The sequence below is a fragment of the Bacillus sp. JJ1773 genome, assembly GCF_036962035.1.
Taxonomy (GTDB): domain Bacteria; phylum Bacillota; class Bacilli; order Bacillales; family Cytobacillaceae; genus Cytobacillus.
Map to the genome: position 1 here is coordinate 1 of NZ_JBALNX010000080.1, position 25063 is coordinate 25063.

Consider the following 25063-nt stretch of genomic DNA (forward strand, 5'->3'; position numbering starts at 1 on the left):
ACGTCGGGGGTAGGCGCTGCAGCTGGACGAAACAAAAGGATTCACAGAGAAAACTGTGAATCCTTTTGTTTACTTAACAGCTGATAAAGTTTTTTCATATTCATCAATTTTATCATCGAGCTGAAGGGTAATTTCAATTTCATCCCAGCCGTTCATCAGCATCTTCTTCCAATAATCATTTATAGGGAAAGATGTGGAGAAGCCACTATCATCTGAGATCGTTTCCTGTTCTAAGTCAATTTTCAGCTTAAACGCTTGAGTTTTTCCTTTGGCTAATAAATAGGATACTTCATCCTCTTTGAGCTGAATTGGAAGTATTCCGTTCTTTAAGCAATTTTGATGAAAAATATCAGCAAATGAAGGGGCAATGACCGCTTTAAAGCCATAATCCAATAGCGCCCAAGGTGCATGCTCCCTTGATGAGCCGCATCCAAAATTTTCATTGGCAATTAAAATGGTTGCACCTGCGTTTTCGGGACGATTTAATTCGAAGTCTGGATTAGGCTCCCCATCCTTCAAAAAACGCCAATCATAAAATAAAAATTGGCCAAATCCTGTTTTTTCTATTCTTTTTAAAAATTGCTTCGGGATAATTTGATCTGTATCCACGTTTGCTCTATCAAGAGCTGCCGCTTTTCCTTCTAAAACTTTAAAACCGCTCATTCGTATTCCCTCCTTTTTCCTATGATTAAACTGTTTCTGCTGTAATCAACGAGCTAACATCAACGAATCTTCCATAGATCGCAGCTGCTGTAGCCATAGTTGGACTGACTAAGTGTGTTCTTGCTCCAGAACCTTGTCTGCCCTCGAAATTCCGATTGGAAGTTGAAGCACAATGCTCTCCGCTAGGAACGATATCATTGTTCATACTTAAACACATGCTGCAGCCGGAATCACGCCATTCAAAACCAGCCTGTTTGAAGATGACATCTAACTCTTCTGATTCTGCTTGCTTCTTCACTTGCTGTGAACCTGGAACGACAAGTGCTCTAACATTCGGATGGACTTTCTTTCCTTTTGCAATGCTAGCAGCCTGGCGCAGATCCTCAATTCTTGAATTTGTACAAGAGCCAATAAAGACATGCTGGATCTCAATATCTTCAATTTTTTGACCTTCCTGCAATCCCATGTAGGCCAATGCCCGTTCAAGCGATTTCTTTTCAATTTCCGTTTTGCAATCATTCATAGTCGGGATTCGATCACTTATTTTTGCAGTCATCGATGGATTTGTTCCCCAGCTTACCATTGGAGCAATGTCATTTGCATCAATTGCGATGACACGATCATATTCAGCATCTGCATCTGAAGCAAGCTCCTTCCACTTATCCACAGCCTGAGAGAAATCCTCACCCTTTGGAGCATATCTTCTTCCTTGAATATAATTAAATGTCGTTTCGTCTGGGCTTATAAGTCCAGCACGCGCTCCGCCCTCAATGGACATATTACAAATTGTCATTCTTTCTTCCATAGTCATTCTCTTGATCGTGTCTCCACAATATTCAATTACATGACCTGTTCCGAAATCAATTCCATATTTCGCAATAACGTAAAGAATTACGTCCTTTGCAGACACGCCTTTTTTAAGCTCACCATTAATTTCTAGCTTTAATGTTTTTGGCTTTGCTCTCCAAATTGTTTGAGTCGCTAAAACATGTTCTACCTCGCTAGTCCCAATTCCAAACGCAATGGATCCAAAAGCTCCATGTGTGGATGTATGACTATCACCGCAAACAATAGTCATTCCTGGCTGAGTTAAACCAAGCTCAGGTCCGATAACATGAACAATCCCTTGATCCGGGCTATCAATGCCTGCTAGTTGAACGCCAAACTCTGTACAGTTCTTTTCTAAAGTTGACATTTGATTTAAGGCAACAGTATCATTGATTTCATAACGATTATCTGTTGGGATGTTATGATCAACCGTTGCATAGGTTTTATCAGGTCTTCTTACCTTACGATTCTTCATTCTCAGTCCAGAAAACGCCTGTGGAGAAGTAACTTCATGGACTAAATGCAGGTCAATATATAATAGGTCAGGTTTCCCCTCTTCCTGATGGACAATATGTTGTTCCCAAATTTTTTCAATAATTGACTTTCCCATTTTTTCCTCCCCCTTCAATTGTTATTTTTAAAATAAACACGACCAATTCTGGTCGTGTCCAATCGTTTCCGCTTTTCTATGCATAAGCACCCATGATGTTCAAAATAGCTTCATTATCAAGCAATGTTGCTTTTACTTCAGCAATCATTTCAGTAGTTGAAACTTGTTTCATTCCGTCCGACATAATGTCTCCTGTGCGGTATCCGGCTTCAAGCACTTGATTTACTGCATGTTCAATGGCTTCTGCTTCCTCATTCATTTCAAATGAAAGTCTTAGCATCATTGCTGTTGAAAGAATCGTTGCTAGTGGATTAGCAAGATCTTTCCCGGCGATATCAGGAGCTGATCCATGGATTGGTTCATATAGATATGGCCCTTCCGCTGATAAACTTGCTGATGGCAGCATTCCTAATGAGCCAGTAAGAACTGAAGCTTCATCACTTAAGATGTCTCCAAACAAATTCTCAGTAACTACGACATCAAATTGTGTCGGCTTTCTAATAAGCTGCATTGCCGCATTGTCAACTAACATATGCTCGAGAACGACTTCAGGATAGTCCTTTGAAATGTCTTCGGCTACCTCTCTCCACATTCTGCTCGATTCCAATACATTAGCCTTGTCGACTGAAGTCACTTTCCCCTTACGTGCTTTTGCAAGCTCAAATGCAAGCTTAATGACTCTTTGCATTTCTTCTTTTTTATAAAACAATGTATCTACGACAGCATCTTCGCCATCTCTTGTTATACGTTCACTTGGCTTTCCAAAGTATAAGCCGCCCGTTAATTCCCTAACCATCAGCATATCTACGCCTTCAATAACTTCCTTTTTAAGAGAGGAAGAATCTGCAAGACTTTGATAATAGCTAGTTGGTCTTAAATTGGCATATAAATTTAAATCCTTACGAATTTTCAATAAACCGCGTTCGGGCCGGAGGTGGGGTGGCTGGCTCTCCCATTTAGGACCGCCAACTGCCCCTAGTAAAACCGCATCGCTTTGCTTGCATAGGTCAACTGTCTCATCGGGCAGCGGTGTTCCAACCGTATCAATTGCTTCCCCACCAATTTTTCCATATTCAAAATGAAACTGGTGACCGAAACGCTCTCCAACAGCCTGTAAAACTTCTATTGCTCCTTTTACCACCTCTTTGCCGATTCCATCTCCTGGTAGTACAGCGATACGCTTCTCCATTTTTATCCCTCCGTTTAATATTTATGTGATTTTCTAGATGATCCAAAGTAACCTTATTATTTATTAGGTTAAACTAAGTTCACGACCCATATTTTTCATATAAATGACTCTGTTAATGGCATTTAAATACGCTTTTCCTGAAGCCTCCAGCACATCCTGTGCAAGTCCGCGCCCGCTCGTCTCGATATCCAAGTATTTCATTTTCACATAAACTTCTGCTAAAGCATCCCTGCCTGCACCAACTGACTGGATTCGATAATCTAATAAATTAATGGATCCATCTACGCATTTTTCTAGCGTATTATAAAGCGCCTCGATGCTGCCAGCCCCAGTCCCAGCTTCCTGAATGACTTCCTTGTTAATACCCATCAATGTAACTGTTGCTGTCGGGATTTGATTTGTTCCATATTGAACCTGAATTTGATTTAATTCATAGAAGCTAACTTCTTTTGATAATTTTTCATCAAGTACAAGTGCAACTAAATCATAATCAGTCAACTCTTTTTTCCGGTCGGCCAATTCTTTAAAGGAAACAAATAATTTATTAAGCTCATCATCTGGAACATTTAAGCCTAGTTCATTTAGGCGATTTTTAAAGGCATGTCTTCCGGAATGCTTTCCAAGTACTAAAGAATTGGACTGTACACCAACTAATTCTGGAGAAATAATTTCATAAGTTGTTTTTTCTTTTAGTACTCCATCCTGGTGAATACCAGATTCATGGGCAAATGCATTTTTGCCTACTACCGCTTTATTGGCTGGAACAACCATTCCAGTCAGTTTGCTCACGATACTGCTTGAGCGGCTAATCTCCTGAAGATTCAAGCGAGTTGAAGCTTGGTAGAAATCCTTCCGAATATGCAAGGCAACTGCAATTTCCTCAAGAGCTGCGTTCCCAGCTCTTTCGCCAATTCCGTTGATTGTTCCTTCAACCTGCGTTGCTCCATTTTCTACCGCTGCCAATGAGTTAGCAATAGCCATCCCAAGATCATCGTGACAATGAGTTGATAAAGAAACCTTATCAATAGAAGGAACATGTTCTCTTAAGTATTTAAAAATCTTTCCGTATTCTTCCGGGGTCCCGTATCCAACGGTATCTGGCAGGTTAATGACGTGAGCTCCAGCCTGGATTACCTTTTCTACAATTTCGGCTAAGAAAGGCAGTTCCGTTCTAGAAGCATCTTCCGCTGACCATTGAATAATCGGGAACCTTTTAGCAGCATATTTAACGGATTGAACTGCCGTTTCGATTACTTCTTCTTTTGACATCTTTAATTTATATTGGCGATGAATCGGTGATGTAGCAAGAAAAGTATGCAATCTAGGTTCTGCACCGTCCTTAAGTGCCTCCCACGCAGCATCAATATCCGAAATGACGCCGCGTGCAAGACCCGTTACAGAACAATTTTTAACCATTTGAGCAATTTTTTGAACAGATGAAAAATCACCTTTTGACGCTGCTGGAAAGCCAGCTTCAATGATATCGACGTTTAATCTTTCTAGTTGTCTCGCAATTTCAAGTTTCTCTGATAAGTTAAGATTGACACCGGCTGATTGTTCCCCATCTCTCAAAGTTGTATCGAATATTTTAATTTTTTGCACTACCGACAACTTCTTTCTTTTTGCCTTGGTTTATGAACGGCATCATGGATCTTAGTTCTTTACCTACTTTTTCAATCAAATGCTCGTTTTCTCTAGCCTTGATTGCAGTATAAACTGGGCGGTTTGTTTGGTTTTCTAAGATCCAGCCTTGTGCAAATTTGCCATCTTGAATATCTTTAAGTACAGCCTTCATTTCCTCTTTCACTCTAGCATCAACAATACGAGGACCAGTTACGAAATCTCCCCATTCTGCTGTATCAGATACTGAATAGCGCATTCCAGCCATTCCGCCTTCATACATTAGGTCAACAATTAGCTTTAATTCGTGTAATGTTTCAAAATAAGCAAGTTCTGGCTGGTATCCAGCTTCTACTAATGTTTCGAAACCAGCTTTTACAAGTGCAGTTAAACCACCGCAAAGTACTGCTTGCTCTCCGAAAAGGTCTGTTTCTGTCTCTTCTTTGAAAGTTGTTTCTAATGCGCCTGCACGCAACGATCCGATTGCTTTTGCATATGCTAAAGCAAGTTCTTTCGCTTCGCCTGTTACATCCTGGTGGATAGCGAATAATGCTGGTACGCCTGCATCTTGCTCGTAAGTTCTTCTTACTAAATGACCTGGTCCCTTTGGTGCAACAAGAAGCACATCACAGTCTGCTGGTGGTACGATTTGGTTAAAGTGAACGTTGAAACCATGAGCGAACATGATGGCTTGATTTGTTAGGTTAGGCTTGATTTCTTCAATATATACTTTTGTTTGCTGCTCATCTGGCAATAGAATCATTACGATATCTGCCTGTGCAGTTGCTTCGCCTACAGGATATACTTGGAAGCCATCCTCCACTGCTTTATCCCATGACTTTCCTTGACGAAGACCAATGACAACTTCAACACCGCTGTCTCTCATATTTTGTGCATGTGCATGACCTTGTGAACCGTAACCAATTACTGCTACTTTCTTTCCATTTAAATATGCTGCATTTGCGTCTCCGTTATAGTACATTTTTGCCATTGTTATTCTCCCTTTCTTCGTCTAAAGTTTATTTTTTATTTTGAATTTTTTAGTTATTATACTAGTTTAATGAGTTGAATGATTAGCACCATTCTCTTAAACAATTGAAATTGTCTTTAATTCTTTTGCTGATCTCTGTGTCCCTCTAGGGAAGGCCGTTGTTCCAGTTCTCGCTAATTCTTTAATACCGTATGGCTTAATTAGTTCAATAAAGGCTTCAATCTTTTCAAATTCACCCGTTATTTGAATAACTAAGCTGTCCTTGCCCACATCGATAACAGTTGCTCGAAATGGTTCAATAAGTGAATAAATTTCGCTTCTTGTTTGTGGAGTTGCAAGAACTTTTACTAAGGCTAATTCCCTTGCGACAATTGATTGATCACTTATATCTACTACCTTTAATACATCAATTTGCTTATTAAGCTGTTTCGTGATTTGTTCAGCTTCACGATCACTCTCTACATGGACAACACATGTGATTCGAGAAACGCCTTCATGTTCTGTCAGGCCAACTGAAATACTTTCAATGTTAAAATTCCGCTTAGAAAATAAGTTTGTTATTCTATTTAATACTCCTGGACGGTTTAGTACTGTCATGCTTATTGTTCTTTTCAAGGCTTAGCACCTACCATTTCATGCAATCCTTTTCCTGGTGCGATCATTGGATATACATTTTCATTTGGATCAATTCTGAAATCTAACAGAACAGGTTCACGATCATTTAATACTTCGTTTAAAATTTTCTCTGCTTCTTCCTCTGATCTAATCACATACCCTTTAATATCGTATGCTTCAGCCAGTTTCACGAAAGAGGGCTGAACCGAGATTTTACTATGTGAAAAACGCGATTCATAGAAGATTTCCTGCCATTGACGTACCATTCCTAAAGAGTGGTTGTTAAAAATACAAATCTTAATTGGAAGATTAAATTCCCTTATTACAGCAAGCTCTTGTGTGGACATTTGGAATCCTGCATCTCCTAGGACGGCAACTACACATGCGTCCGGATCTGCGAATTGGGCACCGATACTTGCTGGAAGACCGAATCCCATTGTTCCTAATCCCCCTGAAGTAACCCATCTATCTGCTTGATTAAAACGATAATACTGCGCTGCCCACATTTGATGCTGACCAACGTCTGTAACAACAATTGCATTTCCGGCTGTTTTCTCGAATAGCATCTCCATTGTTTTCTGAGGCTTTAAATTGTCTTCAGTAGACACTCCGTAATAATACGGATATTCCTCATTCCATTTTTGGATCTGCTCACGCCACTCCGTATTGACTGGCGGCTTTCCATTTTGCTGAACCAATTGCTTTAATGCTTCCTTTGCATCAGCAACAATCGGAATAGCTGTCGGCACGTTTTTGCCAATTTCAGCTGGGTCAATATCGATGTGAGCTACTGTTGCTTTAGGTGCAAAGTGCTGTAAATTACCCGTTAATCTATCATCGAAGCGTGCTCCGATATTGATAAGTAAATCACATTCACTTAGGCCAATATTTGCCGCATAGCAGCCATGCATCCCTGCAAGTCCTACGAAAAGTTTATTATCAGCAGGGAAACCGCCTAAGCCTAGCAATGTATGGATAACAGGAATCTGCTGCTGTTCGGCATATTCCTTTAATTCTTGAGAAGCTTTAGCATGAAGCACCCCGGCACCCGCTAGTATGACTGGTTTCTTTGCACTGCTAACAGCTTCAGTTAATTTACGAATTTGTAAATAGTTAGGCTGTAACGTTGGCTGATACCCAGGTAAATTAATTTCTTGTTCTTCCGGACGATTTGATACAGAAGCTGCAATATCCTTTGGAACATCTATTAGCACTGGACCAGGTCTTCCGCTAGATGCAATATAGAATGCCTCTTTCACGATCCTTGGAATATCCTCAATATTTCGAATTTGATAGTTATGCTTTGTTATTGGTGTTGTAATTCCCAGAATGTCAGCTTCCTGAAAAGCATCTGAACCGATGACACTTGTTGCTACCTGACCTGTAAATACGACAAGAGGCAAGGAGTCCATCATGGCATCTGTTAATCCTGTCACAATGTTTGTCGCTCCTGGTCCTGAAGTGGCGATCACTACCCCTGGCTTACCAGAAATCCTTGCGTAGCCTTCAGCGGCATGAATTCCGCCTTGTTCATGTCTAGGCAAAACATGGAGGATTTTTGAATGATAAATTTTGTCATAAATCGGTAGGACAGCTCCTCCTGGATATCCAAAAATTACTTCTACCTTTTCCTTTTCCAAGGCTTCTAATAACAGATCTGCACCCGTGACTGTTGTAGTCTCAGACTTTGATTCTGTATAGGCAGCTTCCTGCAACATTCTAATAAAACCTCCTCTTTGTTCCTTACATATTTTCAATAAAAAAAGCCCTTCCATCCCTCATAAACCTACTTATCGCAGGTAAAGGGATGAAAAGGCTTAATAACCTATTCCACGGTACCACCCTAAATTCACGCAAAAGCGTGCACTTATGAACAGATATTCCTGTTCGTTTTGATAACGGGTGGGCAACACCCGACCAACTCTACTTGAAAGATCTTTCAAGCTGGTGCTCTGAGGTGAGTTCACTTTACGTTGGAATTACCGGCTTTCAGCACCCGCCGGCTCTCTGCAAATCCCATAACATAAAACTACTTATCCTCTTCTTCGCTTTAATCAGTATTACATGATTTTTTACTACTTTAAACCATTGAACTTTTAGGTTAAAAAAAACTGTTTCAAGAAATTAGTTTATCAACTAAAGTGTCTGCTTACCTTTTGTTGAGCTTTTTATTTTCTTATATTGAGGACTATCTTACGCTGATTTTATTAAACCGTCAACACCTTATTTGCAAATTATTTGATAATTTTAATTACTCTGTTTTGCTGTATCCGCTTTCATCGTTGATTTACAAATGTTCATACATATAATAAATTTTTTAACTTTTTTATGAACAAATTAAATTCAATCAATTTAAATTTAATTTGATGGACTTTCTTTAATTAGGTTCGGTGAAAAGTTTTTTAAAAAATATTTATGGTGAAATAGAAATTTATGTTAGTTCTTCTTTGAACATATCCATTTTCTCACAGAATTTTTTACACAAAAAAACCCACCTAAAAGGTGAGTTGGATTTGGTAAGATATGTAATTTGATGTATTGATGGCGTCCCAGGAGAGATTCGAACTCCCGACCGTACGCTTAGAAGGCGTATGCTCTATCCAGCTGAGCTACTGGGACATATTAAATATTTAAAGAATAACTTCAGCGACAAGTTTTATTATATTAGACTAACAATGAAATGTCAACATAAAAAGTAAATATTTTTTTATTTAGGGGAAAGTGATCTTCCCCTAAATAATATATGCTTCAATTACATCTTACGTTAGTAAAAACTTTTGTGATAATCCATTAATTTCTCCAAGCTTTAAATCATAAACACTCAGACAAATTTCATCTTTTTCAATGTCCATAATAACATATGTTTTCTCTTTTCGTCCTCTTGGCTGCCGAATGCTTCCTGGATTGATATAAAGAATATCATCAATCATTTCTGCCCCTAGATTATGGGAGTGGCCAAAACAAACAATCTTGGCACCGACTTCCTTAGCACGCAAGCTCAGATTTAATAAGGTTGATTTTACAGCATAGCGATGGCCATGGGTAATGAAAACCTTATGACCACCTAAATTCTCTACAAGTTCCTCCGGAAATGAGTTATCAACATCACAATTTCCACGCACTACAGTAAAAGACTCTAAGCACGGGTGATCCGACTTTAATTCAGAATCCCCGCAATGTATCAGTTTATCTATTTCCATTGAATTCTCTTTTATTTCCGCTAATTCATCCGTCAAACCATGGCTATCACTGACAATCAAAATTCTCATGGATTACCTGCCTTCCGAGAGAAGGGTAGGGAGCTTGCTTTCTAATTTTCTTAAGGCCTGTGCCCTATGGCTAATTTCTGCCTTTTCTTCTGGTTTTAATTCTGCCATGGCTTTCTCCTTGTCCACTACAAAGAATATTGGATCATATCCAAAACCATTTGAGCCCCTTTTTTCTCGCAAGATCAATCCTTCACACGTACCGGAAACAGTAAATGTTTCAAGGCCTGGAACAGCAACAGCCAATGCACAGTAAAACCTAGCCTGTCGGTCTTTATCAGGTATATCATTTAATTCATCTAGCACTTTCGCCATATTGGCTTCATCGCTTTTTTCTTCTCCAGCATAACGAGCAGAGTAAATACCTGGCCGGCCGTTTAGCGCATCGATAGAAAGGCCGGAATCATCTGCAATCACGATTTTATTTAGTGTCTTTGAGACACTTTCTGCTTTTAAAATCGCGTTCTCTTCAAAGGTACTCCCAGTCTCTTCAATGTCATCTATCTCCGGATAGTCTATTAAGGTTTTAACTTTATAGCCAAGCGGCATGAACATGCGCTCAAACTCTTTTGCTTTTCCTGCATTCTTTGTAGCAATAATCACTTCTTGCATTCTACGCCTTCCCCTCTAAACTTTCTTTTCTTGCATTAATTTTACTCGTTATTGCTTCACCAAGTGCCTCTTTCTGTATTTCAAAAAGGGAGGCCATTCCGTTTTGGGCCGCTTTTAATAGCTCCTGGAGCTCGGTGTATGAAAAGGTAGCTTCTTCTCCTGTTCCTTGTAACTCAACATAATCCCCATTGCCTATCATGACCACATTCATATCAACAAGAGCTTTAGAATCTTCTATATAATTTAAATCTACGACAACTTGTTTATTTTCTAATATTCCTACACTTGTTGCAGCTAAAAAGTCTTTGATTGGGTAGCTTGCTAGCTTTTTGCTTTTTGCAATTTTATCTAAAGCCAATGCCATGGCAACGAATGCCCCTGTTATGGAGGCAGTCCGCGTGCCTCCATCCGCTTGGATCACATCACAATCCAGCCAGATTGTTCTCTCTCCGATTGCCTCAAGATCAACAACGGCACGAAGAGCACGTCCAATTAATCTCTGAATTTCCATTGTTCGTCCAGAAATTTTCCCCTTCGCCGCTTCACGAATATTCCGTTGTTCGGTCGCTCTAGGAAGCATGGAATATTCAGCTGTAATCCATCCTTTTCCTTCTCCCCTCATAAAATGAGGAACCCGTTCATCTATACTGGCAGTACAAATAACTTTTGTATCTCCAACGCTTATTAACACAGATCCTTCAGGATGCTTTAAATAATCCGTTTCAATATGTATAGGTCTTAATTGCTGTTGTTCCCTTCCGTCAGCACGCATAAGTTAAATTCCTCCCTTATTATCTAGCTGTGGCTCCTAACCCCGACGTACAGGACGTACTAGTGTCGACAATGCGACAGGACGTCGCATTTTTGTCGACCTCGAGGTCATAAGTCAATCTGCCAGGAAGGTTAAAGTACAACCTTCCTGGCAGATTGACTTATGCTTGTCGGGGTTGAACAGTCGCCTCGCTTTTCTTATCCAAAAACAATAAAGAAGAGGGGGCGTCCATTGCCTCCTCTTTCATTGTCTTTATATAGTATATCAAAAAACTTTTTTTAAAAACTACCTGTGTTTACTTTTTGCGGACGTGTAACAGGCTCCGCCATTTTTTCTCCTTCTTCATTGACAAAATCTGACTTGCCATTAACAGTGATCGCAACACTTTCTATTCCTTTTTGTTCAGTTAATGAAAGAACAAGCGCTTCTAATAAATGCTTGGAAACAATTTTCTCTTCAAAACTGCTGTATACAGACTCATTAAAATTAAGGGTCACTTTTCCATTTTCAATTTTTGGATCATCCAAAAGCTTAACATCTGCTAAGAAGTCACTTTCAAGGTTTGAGGAAATGCCAGGACCTTTAACTAACTCGTTTACAACAGCTCGCAAATTGTTAGGCTCAGTATTCGTTACTCTCTTAGTTACTGGAACATAATAGTAAGAGTCTGCCTCTCCACCAATATAGTAGACAGTAACAGGCTTCGTATTGCGAATATCAAGGATATCTGAAGTATCGAGATTAATACCATTTGATCTGCTATATGCTTCACCGATAGGAGTGCCATTTACAGGCATTTCATTAAGTTCATGACCGTTTAATTTAAACTTTACTTTATCGATCGACTCAAATTGAGTTAATGTCCATGTGATAGATTGAAGGATATTCAATTCCTCCTCAGCCTGATATTCCTTAAATTCTTTAGAGAAGTTGACTGTTGCCACCTTATCTTTAATATCAACAGATAATTTCGTATCAACAGGCAGAACAGCCATGAAGCCATTAGGCAGCATTTCTGTTACTGGACCATCCTTTACTAAATGTTCCAAGGCTTGAGTTGCGACTGATTCTGTTTTCGGCAGATTTAAAGTTTGAGGGACTACTAATCCATCTTTATTAATTAAATAAAGCTCCGTTTGCACAGTGTTTGTAACAGCTTCATCATTTCCTGCAGTTTCCATTCCCGCATCCTCTTGACCTTCAACAGCCGTTTGATCTTCTTCGTAGGCAACTGATTTCGGCGGATCAATTTGTTCTTTTCCGCTCCCACCAAATAACCCGCAACCTGATAAAAACACCGATGACGCAAAGACAGCCGAAACGATCGTTGTTTTTTTATTTATAGACATATAATCCCTCCAAAGAACAGTTTGTACTAACATGTATACGAGCCTGTTTGTAATTTAGACCGGCTAGATGAAAAAAAATTCGGCTTTTTTTGTAGAACTGTCTTTGGATGGGCCATACGAATTTGTTTATTGGCAATTAACTACTTAAGTGTATTCATTTTTCGCTAAGACTGCTTTAATAGTAAAATAATCAATATTAGAGTCGAGTTCATCTTTAATTGGTTTCAGTTTTTCCCTTCCTACTCTTTTTACAGCCTCCATAATGATTTGTTCTGTCTCTTCATTAAAAATATCAGACCATTGCAACGCATTTCCTTCTTGAACAGCACGAATGATATGGTTCTGAATGGTAATCGCTGAAAATTTACGCTTTTTGGCAATTTCATCGATCGTTATCCCTTCCGAATAATATTGGTAGGATAATAAATAGCTAGGCGCATCGTTTATCTCCTTATCGTCTGAACGTGGTTCTACCTGCTGAATAGCAACAGCGTTAATATTGTGATCATTGATGAATTTCTTAATTTCTTCAATGAATAATTCACCATATCTATCATACTTTACTTGCCCTACACCCTTTATTCTTAGCATTGCCTCCCGATCAATCGGAAAATACTGGCTCATTTCTTTTAGAGTAGTATCTGCAAAGACCACATAAGGAGGAACCTTTTCCTGATCCGCAATCGATTTTCGCAAAGTCCGCAGTTCTGAAAATAAATCACTATTTTCTTCTGCTTCCTTTATAGGGGCTTGAATTGTCTTTTTCATATAAACATTTTCTTGTTTCTTTATTACTGGTACGACCCTCTCAGCAAGTCTGACTACCGGAAATTTACTATCTGTTAATGTTAAATATCCTTCAGCCAGTAAATAATTGATGATGTCCGAAATTTCTTTTTCCTTATAATTTTGAAGCAAACCATATGTGGTTAATTTATCAAACTGAAATTCGCGAATCCTTTTGTTTTGGGAGCCTTTTAATACTTGTGCAGTTAAGGTGACACCAAATCGTTCTCCCATTCTTTTAATACAGGAGAATATCATGAGCGCCTCCTCCGTTATTTCGATCTGCTCCCGCTTATCCAAACAATTACTGCATTTTCCACAGCCTGCATTCTCATATTGCGAATCAAAATATTCGATAATATAAGCTTGCAGACATTTTTCAGTATGACAGTAGTGGATCATTTGTTTTAATTTATTATATTCTTGCTCTCTTTTCTGGAAATCAAGGTTGGATTCCTCAATAAGAAACTTTTGCAGCTGAATATCCTGCGGTGAAAATAATAAATAACAAGAGCTTTCGTCTCCATCCCTTCCTGCTCGGCCAGCTTCCTGATAATAAGCTTCGATATTACGCGGGAGGTTATAATGGATAACAAAACGAACATTGGATTTATCAATTCCCATTCCAAATGCATTAGTCGCGATCATAATATCAGCTTCATCAAAAACAAAGTGGTTTTGTGACTCCTTACGTGCATCCTCCCCCATTCCTGCATGATACTTAGCAACAGAATGGTTCTTTTCCTTTAAGTAGCTGTAAAGCTGATCAGTTTCTTTCCGGCTTGATGTATAGATAATCCCTGATTCTCTAGGATGATTCTTCAAATATTGTGTAATAAATTCTCTTTTGTTAACACCCTTCATCACGTTAAAAGCAAGATTTTCCCTTGCAAAACCCGTAATGAAGCTATCAGATTCGTGAATATGTAAGAGATTCCGAATATCATCCGCAACATCCTTTGTGGCTGTTGCTGTTAATGCTGCAACTACGGGTTCTTGATTAAGTCTGCCCAAATGATTAATGATGGAACGATAGCTTGGTCTGAAATCATGGCCCCATTGGGAAATACAATGGGCCTCATCAAATACAATCATAGATATTTGCAGAGAATTGAGCATGTCTATAAAGCTGTCTGATTCAAAACGTTCTGGAGCAACATAAATTAATTTATACTTCCCGGCAAGGATATCAGCCATTCTTTTTTTATATTCCTGCATATTAAGGGAGCTATTAATAAATGTGGCTCGAATTTCTGCAGTGATTAATGAATCAACTTGATCTTTCATTAAGGAAATTAATGGAGAGATGACAATGGCTGTTCCTGGGAGAATGAGTGCGGGAATCTGAAAGCAGAGGGATTTGCCTCCTCCAGTTGGAAGGATGCCGAGCGTATTTTTATGCTGCAGCAAATTGTGGATAATTTCCTTTTGCCCGGAACGAAATGTGGAATATCCAAAGTATTGCTTTAAATAAGTTTCTGCCTGTGCGTACAAAATATATCACCTTATTCTATTATATTTGATATAATCTTATCATTTTTCTCATAGACTTGGAAATGAATTGCTAATGCGGACACAAAAGCCATTATTAGCATAAAACAACGGTTATTTAGGATCTAATCGGACACAGAATACGTTATATACGAAAATAAGCATAAAAATCACTGTTTTTTTACATAATGAAGGAACCAATGTCCGCAAACATAAAAAATCAACCCATTTTGCATCAAATAACGGAACTGGTGACCGCTATGCTCAGATAATCCTATCCAATACAAAAACCTCCCTAAAGGAGGTCTATAACTTAACTTTTTTTACATTTTGAACTGGTACAGCCAACCATTCGGAAGCAATTTTTGTGAAAATATCTGTCGATCCTGTTGTGTAAAAATGATGTTTTGGCTCGTCCTGACAGCTATTTAATAAGCCTTGATGATAAAGAATCGTACTAACCTCTCTTGCTGTTTCGTCTCCTGAACTAATAACGCCGACTTGTTTCCCTACTGCCTTTTGTATTAACGGCTCAAGCAATGGATAATGTGTACAACCTAATATTAGTGTATCCATTCCTTTATTTCTTAATGGCTGCAACGTTTCAGTTACGATCCTCTCAGCTAAAAGACCCTCAAATTCCCCACTTTCCACGAGGGGGACAAATTTAGGACAGGCTAGGCTATGAATCACTACCCGGCTATTAATTTGCCTTAAGGCCATTTCATATGCGCCGCTCTTTATCGTTCCTTCTGTGCCTATGACACCAATCGTTTTATTTTTTGTTTTCTTTATCGCTGCTCTTGCTCCTGGAGATATCACTCCAATTACCGGTATAGGCAGCGAACTTCTGATTTCATCTAGTGCAACGGCTGTTGCAGTGTTACAGGCAATAATTAGCATTTTGATTTGTTTGTTTAAAAGAAACCTCGTTATTTCCCAAGTAAATGCTTTAACTTCTTCACCTGGCCTTGGTCCATATGGACATCGTGCCGTATCCCCCAAATATATAATTTCCTCATTTGGGAGCTGCCTCATTACTTCCTTCACTACAGTCAAGCCTCCGACACCTGAATCAATAATACCTATCGGATTTTCCAATCGAACCGCCTCATTCTTCGCGCATATCTTGATGTAATCTTGTTAAGTTATTTTTTAGGAGCTGAACCTCTTCATCGGTGAAATTAACGAGTACCTCTTTTAAATATAATTGCCGCTTTTTAATACACTCGTCAATAATCCTTTCCCCTTCTTCCAAAAGATGGATTCGAACAACTCTTCGGTCATTAGGGTCTTTAACCCGTTTAACAAGGTTGTTTTTTTCCATACGATCAACAAGATCTGTCGTTGTGCTAAAGGCAAGATACATTTTATTCGACAGCTCTCCAATTGTCATATCTCCCTCTTCAAAAAGCCATTGGAGGGCAACAAATTGGGGTGGAGTAATTTTGTAATTGCTTAATATCTCACGGCCCTTTTGCTTAATAATGCCTGATATATAGCGCAGCTCTTTTTCTATCATAGCTACTGTATCTATTTCATCAACTGCTTTCACATCTTCTAAATCCATTACATACAACTCCTATATTGCTATTTCTATTCCAACAAGTGATATAATCCACAAGCTCTATTGCATTTATTTTCACCTTTTTTCAGCTAAATTTCAAGGCTGAATTAAATATAGAAGCGTATATTAAATATAATTTACTTATTAAATAATATAAACCGGCATCCAATAATGGATGGCCGGTCTTAATTAAAGTTCTAGCTCTCCCATTCGAAGGAGCTCTACAACAGCTTGTGATCGCCCCTTAACACCAAGCTTTTGCATGGCATTCGAAATGTGGTTCCGAACCGTCTTTTCGCTTATAAACAATTCACCAGCGATTTCTCTAGTTGTTTTATCCTGTACTAACAGTTCGAATACTTCTCTTTCTCGTTTGGTGAGTAACGGCTTATGAGTAAATTCGTTCTCCTTCAAGTATTGTAACCCTCCTTGCCTTTCGCCAGCTATGAACCGCGGGATGGGTATATATTTAGTCACAATATCTTATGTAAGGCAGAGGACTTGAGTGACACCAATTCCTTAGTGGAGAAGATTTTATTTTAAAAAAGTTATTAAAATTAATTAGTAAGCTTCGTGACATGATTTTGAAGCAAAGTTTTCATTTCTTCAGTCCATGGATAGCCTTTTCCTGTTTTCTTCGAAATTTGAACCATTGTCCCTCTGCCCGTAAAGCAGACGGATCCATCCTCTTTTTTCCCCATATAGTGAAGATCTACTGAAGTTGTACCGATCGTTGCTGCCTTCACATATATTTTTAAACGTTCATCAAAGAAAACCTGCTTTAAAAAATCGCATTGCAAATCAGCTACAACGGGAATGGTTTCATTTTTTGGATTTACCCAATTCTGCATAAAGCCGATGCTTTTGAAAAATTCAATTCTTGCTACTTCAAAATAAGTAAAGGGAACTGTATTATTTAAATGACCGAACATATCTGTTTCTGAAAAACGGACCTTAACAGGATGAAAAAATTCAAAACCTTCTTCCCAAGCAGAAAAATCCTTTATATAGCCTATTCTGTTCATGTAATCTCCCCCACTCTAATCAAAAGTGAATAATCATTCATTTATTCTACAATTATATAACTATTAGAATAAATTGAAAACAAAAAACCCCTCTTCCAAGTGGAAGAAGGGCTTTCGTTTATTAAACTTGATCGCTTCCAAAGAAGTTTTTGAAAGATTGTAATGTAGCTGCACGGTTTACAGCAGCGATTGATGTTGTAATAGGAATTCCTTTTGGACATGATTGCACACAGTTTTGTGAATTTCCACAGCCTGTCATTCCGCCATCTTCCATAAACGCATTTAAACGCTCAGCTTTATTCATTTCCCCAGTTGGATGGGCATTAAATAAGCGAACTTGGTTAAAGACAGCCGGTCCCATAAAGTTTGTTTTGCTATTTACATTCGGACAAGCTTCTAAACATACACCACATGTCATACATTTAGATAACTCGTATGCCCATTGACGTTTTGGTTCCGGCATACGTGGTCCTGGACCAAGATCATACGTACCGTCAATTGGAATCCACGCTTTAACCTTTTTCAATGAATCAAACATCCGGCTTCTATCTACTTGTAAGTCTCTTACAACAGGGAACGTACGCATAGGAGCTAAACGGATTGGCTGCTCTAATTGGTCAACTAGCGCCGAACAAGATTGGCGCGGTTTTCCATTAATAATCATTGAACAGGCACCGCAAACTTCCTCAAGACAGTTCATATCCCATGCTATTGGTGTTGTTTTGTCACCTTTCACATTAACAGGGTTACGGCGTATTTCCATGAGTGCTGAAATAACGTTTAAGTTCGGACGGTACTCCACTTCAAACTCTTCATCATAAGGTGCAGAATCTGGACTGTCTTGACGAGTTATAATAAAGCGAATTGTTTTTTTGTCACTCATCACTTACTCTCCCCTTCTCTTAATGTTTTTTTGTATAGTCACGTTTACGTGGTTCAATTAATGAAATATCAACTTCCTCGTAATGGAAGGCAGGAGCAGTATCTTCTCCAGTGTATTTTGCCATTGTTGTCTTTAAGAATTCTTCATCATTACGATTAGGGAATTCTGGCTTGTAATGAGCCCCACGGCTTTCATTACGGTTATATGCACCAATTGTAATAACACGAGATAAGTGAAGCATATTTTTTAGTTGACGAGTAAATGCAGCACCTTGGTTGCTCCATTTTGCTGTATCGTTAATATTAATGTTTTTGAAACGTTCCATTAACTCTACAATTTTCTCATCCGTTTTCAATAGCTTGCTGTTTTCACGAACAACTGTCACGTTATCAGTCATCCACTCACCAAGTTCTTTATGAAGAACATAAGCGTTTTCAGTTCCATCTAAAGACAAGATGCCATTCCATTTTGCTTCCTCTTCTTTAACATGACGATCAAATACAGAAGAAGAAATAGAATCAACGCTTTTCTCAAGACCATCAATATATTTAACCGCATTTGGTCCAGCAACCATCCCACCGTAAATAGCTGAAAGTAAGGAGTTTGCACCTAAACGGTTTGCACCGTGCTGTGAATAATCACACTCACCTGCTGCAAATAAGCCAGGAATGCTCGTTTGCTGTTCATAGTCCACCCATAGTCCACCCATTGAATAGTGAACGGCAGGGAAGATCTTCATTGGAACTTTGCGTGGATCATCACCCATGAACTTCTCGTAAATTTCGATGATTCCGCCAAGTTTAATATCAAGCTCATGCGCATCTTTATGAGAAAGATCCAGATACACCATGTTTTCTCCATTAATACCTAGTTTTTGATTGACACATACATCAAAAATTTCACGTGTTGCAATATCACGCGGTACTAGGTTCCCATATGCAGGATATTTCTCTTCAAGGAAATACCAAGGCTTACCATCCTTATAAGTCCAAACACGTCCGCCTTCACCACGTGCAGATTCACTCATAAGACGAAGCTTATCGTCTCCAGGGATTGCAGTTGGATGAATTTGAATAAATTCACCATTCGCATAATAAGCCCCTTGCTGATAAACAATAGAAGCAGCTGATCCTGTATTGATCACTGAGTTTGTTGATTTACCAAAAATAATTCCAGGGCCGCCTGTAGCCATAATAACGGCATCTGCAGCAAATGTTTGGATTTCACCAGAAGTTAAATTCTGTGCTGAAATTCCACGGCAAACTCCATCATCATCAATAACGGCACCTAAGAATTCCCAGCCTTCGTATTTCGTAACAAGTCCTACAACCTCTTGTCGGCGTACTTGTTCATCTAAGGCATATAAAAGCTGCTGACCTGTTGTAGCTCCAGCAAATGCAGTACGGTGATGCTGTGTTCCACCAAAGCGGCGGAAATCGAGTAAACCTTCAGGTGTACGATTAAACATAACACCCATACGGTCGAATAAATGGATAATTCCAGGTGCTGCTACACACATTGCTTTAACTGGCGGCTGGTTTGCTAAAAAGTCTCCGCCGTAAATAGTGTCATCAAAGTGGATATATGGTGAATCTCCTTCACCCTTAGTATTAACAGCTCCGTTAATGCCGCCTTGGGCACAAACAGAGTGAGAACGTTTAACCGGTACTAAGGAAAATAACTCAACCGGAGTCCCTGATTCTGCAACTTTAATTGTTGCCATTAAGCCGGCTAGACCGCCGCCGACAACGATTACCTTACCTTTAGCCATAGTGACTCACTCCCTATTACATAGTAAAACTAAAGCAAAATTTCATCCGAACATTTTCTACTGCTTATTAAACAAATGCTGTAATCGCACGAATACCGACAATTGATAATAAAATAAAGATAACAATTGTAACGTATGTTGTTATTAATTGTGAACGAGGTGAAATTGTAATCCCCCAGCTTACACAGAAAGACCATAATCCATTAGAGAAGTGGAAGATTGTTGAAATAACGCCTACTATATAAAACCAGAACATAAATGGATTCGAAAGAATATTCTCCATCATTTGGAAATTAACATCTGCGCCAAATGCAGCTTGTACACGAGTCTCCCATACATGCCATGCAATGAAAATAAGTGTAATAACACCAGACACACGTTGCAGCATGAACATCCAGTTACGGAAGAATCCATATTTGCTTACATTGTTTTTTGCTGTAAAAGCAATATAAAGCCCATAGATGGCATGAAATAATAAAGGCAAGAAAATAATAAAGGTTTCTAAAATAATTCTAAACGGCAGATTTTCCATAAAACCTGCTGCCTTATTAAAAGACTCCTCTCCCCCTGTTGCAAAATGATTGACTACTAGATGCTGAACTAAAAATAGTCCTACTGGTATAACACCTAGCAATGAATGCAATCTGCGATTTAAAAACTCTCGATTACCCGCCATGATTTACCCCCCTATTTTTTTGCAAGATGTAAGGTGTCGTTACTTCGTATGTAAGAATTTCACCAAAACATCAATTCGAAAATGGCATATCATTTTCTTACAATTATGTGACATGTCCATTTTACTCCCAACATCCTAGAGCGTCAAGGAAACGATTACATAAAATGTTGTAAATATCAAAATCATAAAAATATATTAATATTACGTATTTTGACCTATTTAACCATATTTATTAAGTGATAGCCCGTTTGGTTTAATATATTAAAAAAGTATTAATCTTCCACTGCAAAACAGCCAGCTTTTTCATCATTCTATAACTAAATTCCTTCTCATTTGTATATAATAGAAGAATAATAGAAAGAGGGGATCTTAGCTTGAACGAAACAGCTTCAGAATTAATTCCAATTGAACAAAAAGCCGAATCCATTTCTGTCTTTGGATACGAATTGATAAGGGAAGTTCTTTTACACGACATATTAGGCGATGATGCGCCTGAAATATTATATTGGGCTGGAAAAACCCTTGCACGTAAATATCCTCAAAAGACAGTGTCCGAAATAATTGATTTCTTCGAGCAAGCTTCATGGGGAAACCTAGTCCTTAAGAAAGAATCAAAAAATGAGATGGAATTTGAACTTTCAAGTTCTTTCATACAAGAGCGCTGTAAAAATAATAATCGATGCACTTTTCAGCTTGAGGCAGGGTTTATTGCTCAGCAAATTGAACTGCAATCTGAAGTAATTTGCGAATCGTATGAACATCCTAATAAAAGAAAAGGAAAAATTCAGTTTACAGTTAAATGGGATAAAAAGGACAAAATCGAATATTAACTTCTGACGAAAAAGAGGCTTTCGGTACAATGAAAGCCTCTTTCTTAATATTAAGATTTAATCGATATACCTGATAAATGAAAGGCTTCGTGAAGGGCCTCAACAGCCTGTACCATTTTTTCTTGTCCAATAACCGTTGAAACCTTAATTTCTGATGTACTCACCATCTTTACTTCGATATCATTGGAGGCCAGCACTTCAAACATCTCAGCTGCTACCCCTGGATTTGAAACCATTCCTGAACCAATAATCGAAACTTTGGCAAGACCCGTCTCAGATTCAATACGGCTATAGTTTAATTTATTCTTACAGTTTTCTAGAACCTTTATGGTGTCATCAAGATCTTCATTTTTAATCGAGAAGGATAGATTAGCTGATTGTTCTGCTAATGTACTTTGAATAATAATATCAACATTAATTTGATTTTTTGCTAATTCAGAGAAGACTGTGGATAACCCAATTAAGGAGTTCGGCAACCCAATAACAGTGACTCTTGTGATTTCGTTTTCAAATGCTATTCCCCGGACAACTAAATTCTCTTCCATGTTTACTTCCTCCTCGATTATAGTCCCTGATTCGCTTTCACTGCTTGAACGCACTTCAATTGGGATTTGATAGTTTTTTGCAAATTCTACTGCTCTAGGATGCAATACGCCAGCACCTAAATGAGCAAGCTCAAGCATTTCATCATAGGAAACCGCTAATAATTTTCTTGCGTCTTTAACATAGCGCGGATCTGTTGTATACACTCCTGACACGTCTGTATAAATATCACATTTATCCGCTTTTAAAGCAGCGGCTATTGCGACTGCCGTCGTATCTGAGCCCCCACGACCCAATGTTGAAATGGATCCGTCTTCCGTTATGCCTTGGAACCCCGCAACAATTACAATCCTCCCTTCGTTAAGCTCACTTTTCAGCTTAGAAGTATCTATATCCAATATTCTTGCATTTCCGTGTACTGATTCTGTTTTTATTCCTGCCTGCCAGCCTGTTAAGGATACGGCTGGAAGTCCCTTTTCTGTTAAGGCCATTGCTAATAAAGAAATCGTCACCTGTTCACCTGTAGTTAAAAGCATGTCCATTTCTCTTTTGCTTGGAGAGGAGGAAATTTCCTTTGCCAGACTGACAAGTTGATCGGTAGATTTCCCCATTGCAGAAACAACCACAACGACATCATTGCCCTTATTCTTTTCTTCGATTACCCGATTGGCAACGTTTCGAATTTTTTCTACATTAGCAACAGATGTTCCACCAAACTTTTGAATGATAAGTCCCATGTTTTTCCCTCTTTCTTAATGTGAAAATTGTTGATTGGAAGCCGTCTCTTAAATTGCATTATAAAATATGCCAGAAATACCCGATTGATTGGATTTCTGCATAAAAAAAAGCAATGAGATTCTATCCCATTGCTGTGTTTTATAAACGTATAAAAAATACGATTTACACAGTGAGATAGCTCTCCAAGACGGCTTTGTCTTGACAATCTTACATTTATTCAATGCAAGACCAGCGAAAAAAGTTATGAGACTTTATCCACTTCGGCAAACATTCCCTTTCAAAGCTTTTCATTGAAGCTCATACTTCTCCAAGCTTTTACTAATGAAGTTCGCACCTCTACCTTCACTTTAATACTATAAAGTGATATTGAATTTTCAGTAATTATAGCATGCTCTTTTTCTTCTAACAATACTATTCCTTTAATTTTCTTTTTAATTCTTCCGCAATATTTGCGGGAATACCAATTTTTCTAAATTCCTCTATGCTAGCCTCTTTCATCTTTTTGACAGACCCAAAGGATTTTAGGAGCTGCTTCTTGCGCTTTTCCCCAATACCAGGAATTTCATCCAGCACTGACTGAAAAGCATTTTTCCCTCTAAGCTGGCGATGGAACGTTATGGCGAAACGGTGGACTTCATCTTGAATTCTTTGCAGCAGATAGAACTCCTGACTGTTTCTCCCAAGTGGAATAATTTCTAATGGATTCCCGTACAAGAGCTGTGAAGTTCTATGCTTCTCATCTTTTACCAAACCTGAGATAGGGATATCAAGGCCCAATTCATTTTCCAATACATCTCTTACTGCCTCAACATGCCCCTTTCCTCCATCAATGATGATCAAATCTGGAAGAGGCAGGTTTTCTTTTAATACCCGAGAATACCTTCTACGTACGACCTCTCGCATAGAATCATAATCATCCGGTCCCTGCACAGATTTTATTTTATATTTACGATATTCTCTTTTCTCGGGCTTGCCATCAATAAAAACAACCATGGCTGATACGGGATCTGTTCCTTGAATGTTCGAGTTATCGAAAGCCTCAATTCGATGAGGGGTATAAATACCTAGTTGGTTCCCTAAATTTTCAATAGCTTTAATGGTTCGTTCTTCATCCTTCTCAATAAGGGAGAACTTTTCTTGAAGGGCGATTTTTGCATTTTTAGAAGCTAATTGGACTAAATCTTTTTTCTGGCCTCGTTGAGGTTGAAATGTTTTTACTTCTAAAAGCTCTTCAGCCATATCTGAATTAACCGTATTAGGCAGCAATATTTCTTTTGGCTTAAAGTGATTGGCCTTTAAATAAAATTGACCTAGGTATGTTAACATTTCTTCGTCAGGCTCGTTATAAATTGGAAACATTGAAACATCCCGTTCAATTAGTTTCCCCTGTCTGATAAAGAATACCTGAACACACATCCAGCCTTTATCGACAGCAAAGCCGAATACATCTCGATCTGTAAAGTCTGTTGTTGTGATCTTTTGCTTTTCCATTGTTGCTTCAATATGAGCGATCCTATCACGGAACTCCTTTGCCTTTTCAAAGTCAAGTTCTTCAGCAGCGGCTATCATTTTTTCTGTTAATTCTTTTTTTATTTCCTTATAGCCTCCATTTAAGAAACGGGTAATCTCATCAACCATTAATTTATATTCCTGCTCACTTACTTCTTTCACACAAGGAGCTAAACATTGTCCTAAATGATAGTAAAGGCAGACACGGTCAGGCAAGGTTGTACATTTTCTTAATGGATAAATTCGGTCAAGCAGCTTCTTTGTTTCATTTGCAGCATGGACATTTGGATAAGGCCCAAAATATTTCCCCTTATCTTTTTTGACCTTTCGGGTAGTTATGAGGCGGGGATGTCTCTCAGCAGTTAGTTTAATAAATGGATAGGTTTTATCGTCCTTGAGCATAACATTATATTTAGGATCGTACTTTTTAATTAAGTTCATCTCAAGAATTAAAGCTTCTATATTAGAGGATGTCACAATATATTCGAGGTCTTCTATTTCATTGACTAATCTTTGTGTTTTTCCGTCATGTGAACCAGTAAAATAGGATCTGACACGATTTTTTAAAACCTTTGCCTTTCCTACGTAGATGATAGTTCCTTGACGGTCCTTCATTAGATAGCAGCCTGGCTGATCAGGCAATAGCATTAATTTATTTTTAATAATTTCATTCATTTGATCACTTCCGGAATAGAAATACTTAAGGGGTCAGACTACAAGTCAGACCCC

General features: G+C 38.5%; 22 protein-coding genes, 1 tRNA gene, 1 riboswitch and 1 other annotated feature. Of the genes, 1 reads left to right on the top strand and 22 read right to left on the bottom strand.

The window, feature by feature from the left end:
• Window positions 1-69: 69 nt before the first annotated feature.
• The 20 genes from leuD to V7127_RS20775 all read right to left on the bottom strand — a co-directional run bounded on the left by leuD (window position 70) and on the right by V7127_RS20775 (window position 20714).
• Window positions 70-663 (bottom strand): 3-isopropylmalate dehydratase small subunit, encoded by a 594-nt coding sequence (leuD, locus tag V7127_RS20680; protein WP_335489153.1) that lies wholly within the window; start codon window positions 661-663, stop codon window positions 70-72.
• A gap of 25 nt (window positions 664-688) precedes the next feature.
• Window positions 689-2101: a 3-isopropylmalate dehydratase large subunit gene (gene leuC / locus V7127_RS20685; RefSeq protein ID WP_335489156.1), complete on the bottom strand. Its 1413-nt coding sequence runs from the start codon at window positions 2099-2101 to the stop codon at window positions 689-691.
• A 76-nt stretch (window positions 2102-2177) separates the two neighbouring features.
• Entirely contained in the window at window positions 2178-3290 is a 1113-nt protein-coding gene (gene leuB, locus V7127_RS20690; RefSeq protein ID WP_335489159.1) for a 3-isopropylmalate dehydrogenase, read from the bottom strand.
• Window positions 3291-3353: 63 nt separating this feature from the next.
• Window positions 3354-4892, bottom strand: a complete 1539-nt coding sequence (locus V7127_RS20695; protein WP_335489162.1) for a 2-isopropylmalate synthase — start codon at window positions 4890-4892, stop codon at window positions 3354-3356.
• The gene (gene ilvC, locus V7127_RS20700; RefSeq protein ID WP_335489165.1) at window positions 4879-5901 is read right to left on the bottom strand and encodes a ketol-acid reductoisomerase; all 1023 of its coding nucleotides are present in this window, start codon (window positions 5899-5901) and stop codon (window positions 4879-4881) included. Before ilvC ends, V7127_RS20695 begins: the two co-directional genes overlap by 14 nt.
• A 96-nt stretch (window positions 5902-5997) precedes the next feature.
• Window positions 5998-6516 carry an acetolactate synthase small subunit gene (ilvN, locus tag V7127_RS20705; RefSeq protein WP_335344276.1) on the bottom strand — a complete coding sequence of 173 codons (519 nt, stop codon included), beginning with the start codon at window positions 6514-6516 and terminating at the stop codon, window positions 5998-6000.
• Window positions 6513-8234, bottom strand: coding sequence for an acetolactate synthase large subunit (gene ilvB / locus V7127_RS20710; protein WP_335489168.1), 1722 nt, complete (start codon window positions 8232-8234; stop codon window positions 6513-6515). The genes ilvN and ilvB overlap by 4 nt, the downstream gene beginning before the upstream one ends.
• Before the next feature lie 82 nt (window positions 8235-8316).
• Window positions 8317-8571 (bottom strand) — a binding site (T-box leader).
• A gap of 487 nt (window positions 8572-9058) precedes the next feature.
• Window positions 9059-9135, bottom strand: a tRNA-Arg gene (locus V7127_RS20715).
• 140 nt (window positions 9136-9275) lie between these two features.
• On the bottom strand, window positions 9276-9785 hold the full coding sequence (locus V7127_RS20720) for a metallophosphoesterase family protein (protein ID WP_335489172.1): 510 nt from the start codon (window positions 9783-9785) through the stop codon (window positions 9276-9278).
• A gap of 3 nt (window positions 9786-9788) precedes the next feature.
• The gene (locus V7127_RS20725) at window positions 9789-10394 is read right to left on the bottom strand and encodes an XTP/dITP diphosphatase (RefSeq protein WP_335489175.1); all 606 of its coding nucleotides are present in this window, start codon (window positions 10392-10394) and stop codon (window positions 9789-9791) included.
• A 1-nt stretch (window position 10395) separates the two neighbouring features.
• Window positions 10396-11166 carry a ribonuclease PH gene (gene rph / locus V7127_RS20730; RefSeq protein WP_335489178.1) on the bottom strand — a complete coding sequence of 257 codons (771 nt, stop codon included), beginning with the start codon at window positions 11164-11166 and terminating at the stop codon, window positions 10396-10398.
• 278 nt (window positions 11167-11444) lie between these two features.
• The gene (locus tag V7127_RS20735; protein ID WP_335489181.1) at window positions 11445-12515 is read right to left on the bottom strand and encodes a GerMN domain-containing protein; all 1071 of its coding nucleotides are present in this window, start codon (window positions 12513-12515) and stop codon (window positions 11445-11447) included.
• A gap of 144 nt (window positions 12516-12659) precedes the next feature.
• Window positions 12660-14795, bottom strand: coding sequence for a DNA helicase RecQ (gene recQ, locus V7127_RS20740; RefSeq protein ID WP_335489184.1), 2136 nt, complete (start codon window positions 14793-14795; stop codon window positions 12660-12662).
• Between the two features lie 303 nt (window positions 14796-15098).
• Window positions 15099-15893, bottom strand: coding sequence for a glutamate racemase (gene racE / locus V7127_RS20745; RefSeq protein WP_335345220.1), 795 nt, complete (start codon window positions 15891-15893; stop codon window positions 15099-15101).
• Between the two features lie 10 nt (window positions 15894-15903).
• On the bottom strand, window positions 15904-16362 hold the full coding sequence (locus tag V7127_RS20750) for a MarR family winged helix-turn-helix transcriptional regulator (protein ID WP_335345221.1): 459 nt from the start codon (window positions 16360-16362) through the stop codon (window positions 15904-15906).
• 186 nt (window positions 16363-16548) lie between these two features.
• Window positions 16549-16773 carry a helix-turn-helix domain-containing protein gene (locus tag V7127_RS20755; protein WP_057771856.1) on the bottom strand — a complete coding sequence of 75 codons (225 nt, stop codon included), beginning with the start codon at window positions 16771-16773 and terminating at the stop codon, window positions 16549-16551.
• A 143-nt stretch (window positions 16774-16916) separates the two neighbouring features.
• A complete protein-coding gene (locus V7127_RS20760; RefSeq protein WP_335489187.1) occupies window positions 16917-17384 on the bottom strand; it encodes an acyl-CoA thioesterase in 468 nt (155 codons plus the stop codon).
• Window positions 17385-17505: 121 nt separating this feature from the next.
• On the bottom strand, window positions 17506-18267 hold the full coding sequence (gene sdhB, locus V7127_RS20765; protein ID WP_335345223.1) for a succinate dehydrogenase iron-sulfur subunit: 762 nt from the start codon (window positions 18265-18267) through the stop codon (window positions 17506-17508).
• Window positions 18268-18286: 19 nt separating this feature from the next.
• On the bottom strand, window positions 18287-20038 hold the full coding sequence (sdhA, locus tag V7127_RS20770; RefSeq protein WP_335489190.1) for a succinate dehydrogenase flavoprotein subunit: 1752 nt from the start codon (window positions 20036-20038) through the stop codon (window positions 18287-18289).
• A gap of 67 nt (window positions 20039-20105) precedes the next feature.
• Window positions 20106-20714 (bottom strand): succinate dehydrogenase cytochrome b558 subunit, encoded by a 609-nt coding sequence (locus V7127_RS20775; protein ID WP_335345225.1) that lies wholly within the window; start codon window positions 20712-20714, stop codon window positions 20106-20108.
• Window positions 20715-21088: 374 nt separating this feature from the next.
• On the opposite strand from V7127_RS20775, the gene V7127_RS20780 reads away from it, so the two are divergent.
• A complete protein-coding gene (locus V7127_RS20780) occupies window positions 21089-21544 on the top strand; it encodes a YslB family protein (RefSeq protein ID WP_335345226.1) in 456 nt (151 codons plus the stop codon).
• Window positions 21545-21594: 50 nt separating this feature from the next.
• Here V7127_RS20780 and V7127_RS20785 read toward each other — a convergent pair whose 3' ends face one another.
• Both V7127_RS20785 and uvrC read right to left on the bottom strand, forming a co-directional pair.
• Complete coding sequence (locus V7127_RS20785; RefSeq protein ID WP_335489193.1) at window positions 21595-22824, bottom strand: aspartate kinase; 1230 nt, start codon at window positions 22822-22824, stop codon at window positions 21595-21597.
• Between the two features lie 168 nt (window positions 22825-22992).
• Window positions 22993-23172: riboswitch (Lysine riboswitch) on the bottom strand.
• Window positions 23173-23236: 64 nt separating this feature from the next.
• Window positions 23237-25009: an excinuclease ABC subunit UvrC gene (uvrC, locus tag V7127_RS20790; RefSeq protein ID WP_335489197.1), complete on the bottom strand. Its 1773-nt coding sequence runs from the start codon at window positions 25007-25009 to the stop codon at window positions 23237-23239.
• Window positions 25010-25063 lie beyond the last annotated feature (54 nt).

Excerpts from the sequence above, each read along its gene's own strand:
- V7127_RS20720 (WP_335489172.1), bottom strand. The coding sequence starts at position 9,785 with ATGAGAATTTTGATTGTCAGTGATAGCCATGGTTTGACGGATGAATTA.
- V7127_RS20760 (WP_335489187.1), bottom strand. The coding sequence starts at position 17,384 with ATGAACAGAATAGGCTATATAAAGGATTTTTCTGCTTGGGAAGAAGGT.
- sdhB (WP_335345223.1), bottom strand. The coding sequence starts at position 18,267 with ATGAGTGACAAAAAAACAATTCGCTTTATTATAACTCGTCAAGACAGT.
- leuB (WP_335489159.1), bottom strand. The coding sequence starts at position 3,290 with ATGGAGAAGCGTATCGCTGTACTACCAGGAGATGGAATCGGCAAAGAG.
- V7127_RS20785 (WP_335489193.1), bottom strand. The coding sequence starts at position 22,824 with ATGGGACTTATCATTCAAAAGTTTGGTGGAACATCTGTTGCTAATGTA.
- V7127_RS20735 (WP_335489181.1), bottom strand. The coding sequence starts at position 12,515 with ATGTCTATAAATAAAAAAACAACGATCGTTTCGGCTGTCTTTGCGTCA.
- uvrC (WP_335489197.1), bottom strand. The coding sequence starts at position 25,009 with ATGAATGAAATTATTAAAAATAAATTAATGCTATTGCCTGATCAGCCA.
- leuD (WP_335489153.1), bottom strand. The coding sequence starts at position 663 with ATGAGCGGTTTTAAAGTTTTAGAAGGAAAAGCGGCAGCTCTTGATAGA.
- sdhA (WP_335489190.1), bottom strand. The coding sequence starts at position 20,038 with ATGGCTAAAGGTAAGGTAATCGTTGTCGGCGGCGGTCTAGCCGGCTTA.
- V7127_RS20750 (WP_335345221.1), bottom strand. The coding sequence starts at position 16,362 with ATGGATTTAGAAGATGTGAAAGCAGTTGATGAAATAGATACAGTAGCT.
- leuC (WP_335489156.1), bottom strand. The coding sequence starts at position 2,101 with ATGGGAAAGTCAATTATTGAAAAAATTTGGGAACAACATATTGTCCAT.
- ilvB (WP_335489168.1), bottom strand. The coding sequence starts at position 8,234 with ATGTTGCAGGAAGCTGCCTATACAGAATCAAAGTCTGAGACTACAACA.
- V7127_RS20775 (WP_335345225.1), bottom strand. The coding sequence starts at position 20,714 with ATGGCGGGTAATCGAGAGTTTTTAAATCGCAGATTGCATTCATTGCTA.
- V7127_RS20725 (WP_335489175.1), bottom strand. The coding sequence starts at position 10,394 with ATGCAAGAAGTGATTATTGCTACAAAGAATGCAGGAAAAGCAAAAGAG.
- ilvC (WP_335489165.1), bottom strand. The coding sequence starts at position 5,901 with ATGGCAAAAATGTACTATAACGGAGACGCAAATGCAGCATATTTAAAT.
- rph (WP_335489178.1), bottom strand. The coding sequence starts at position 11,166 with ATGCGTGCTGACGGAAGGGAACAACAGCAATTAAGACCTATACATATT.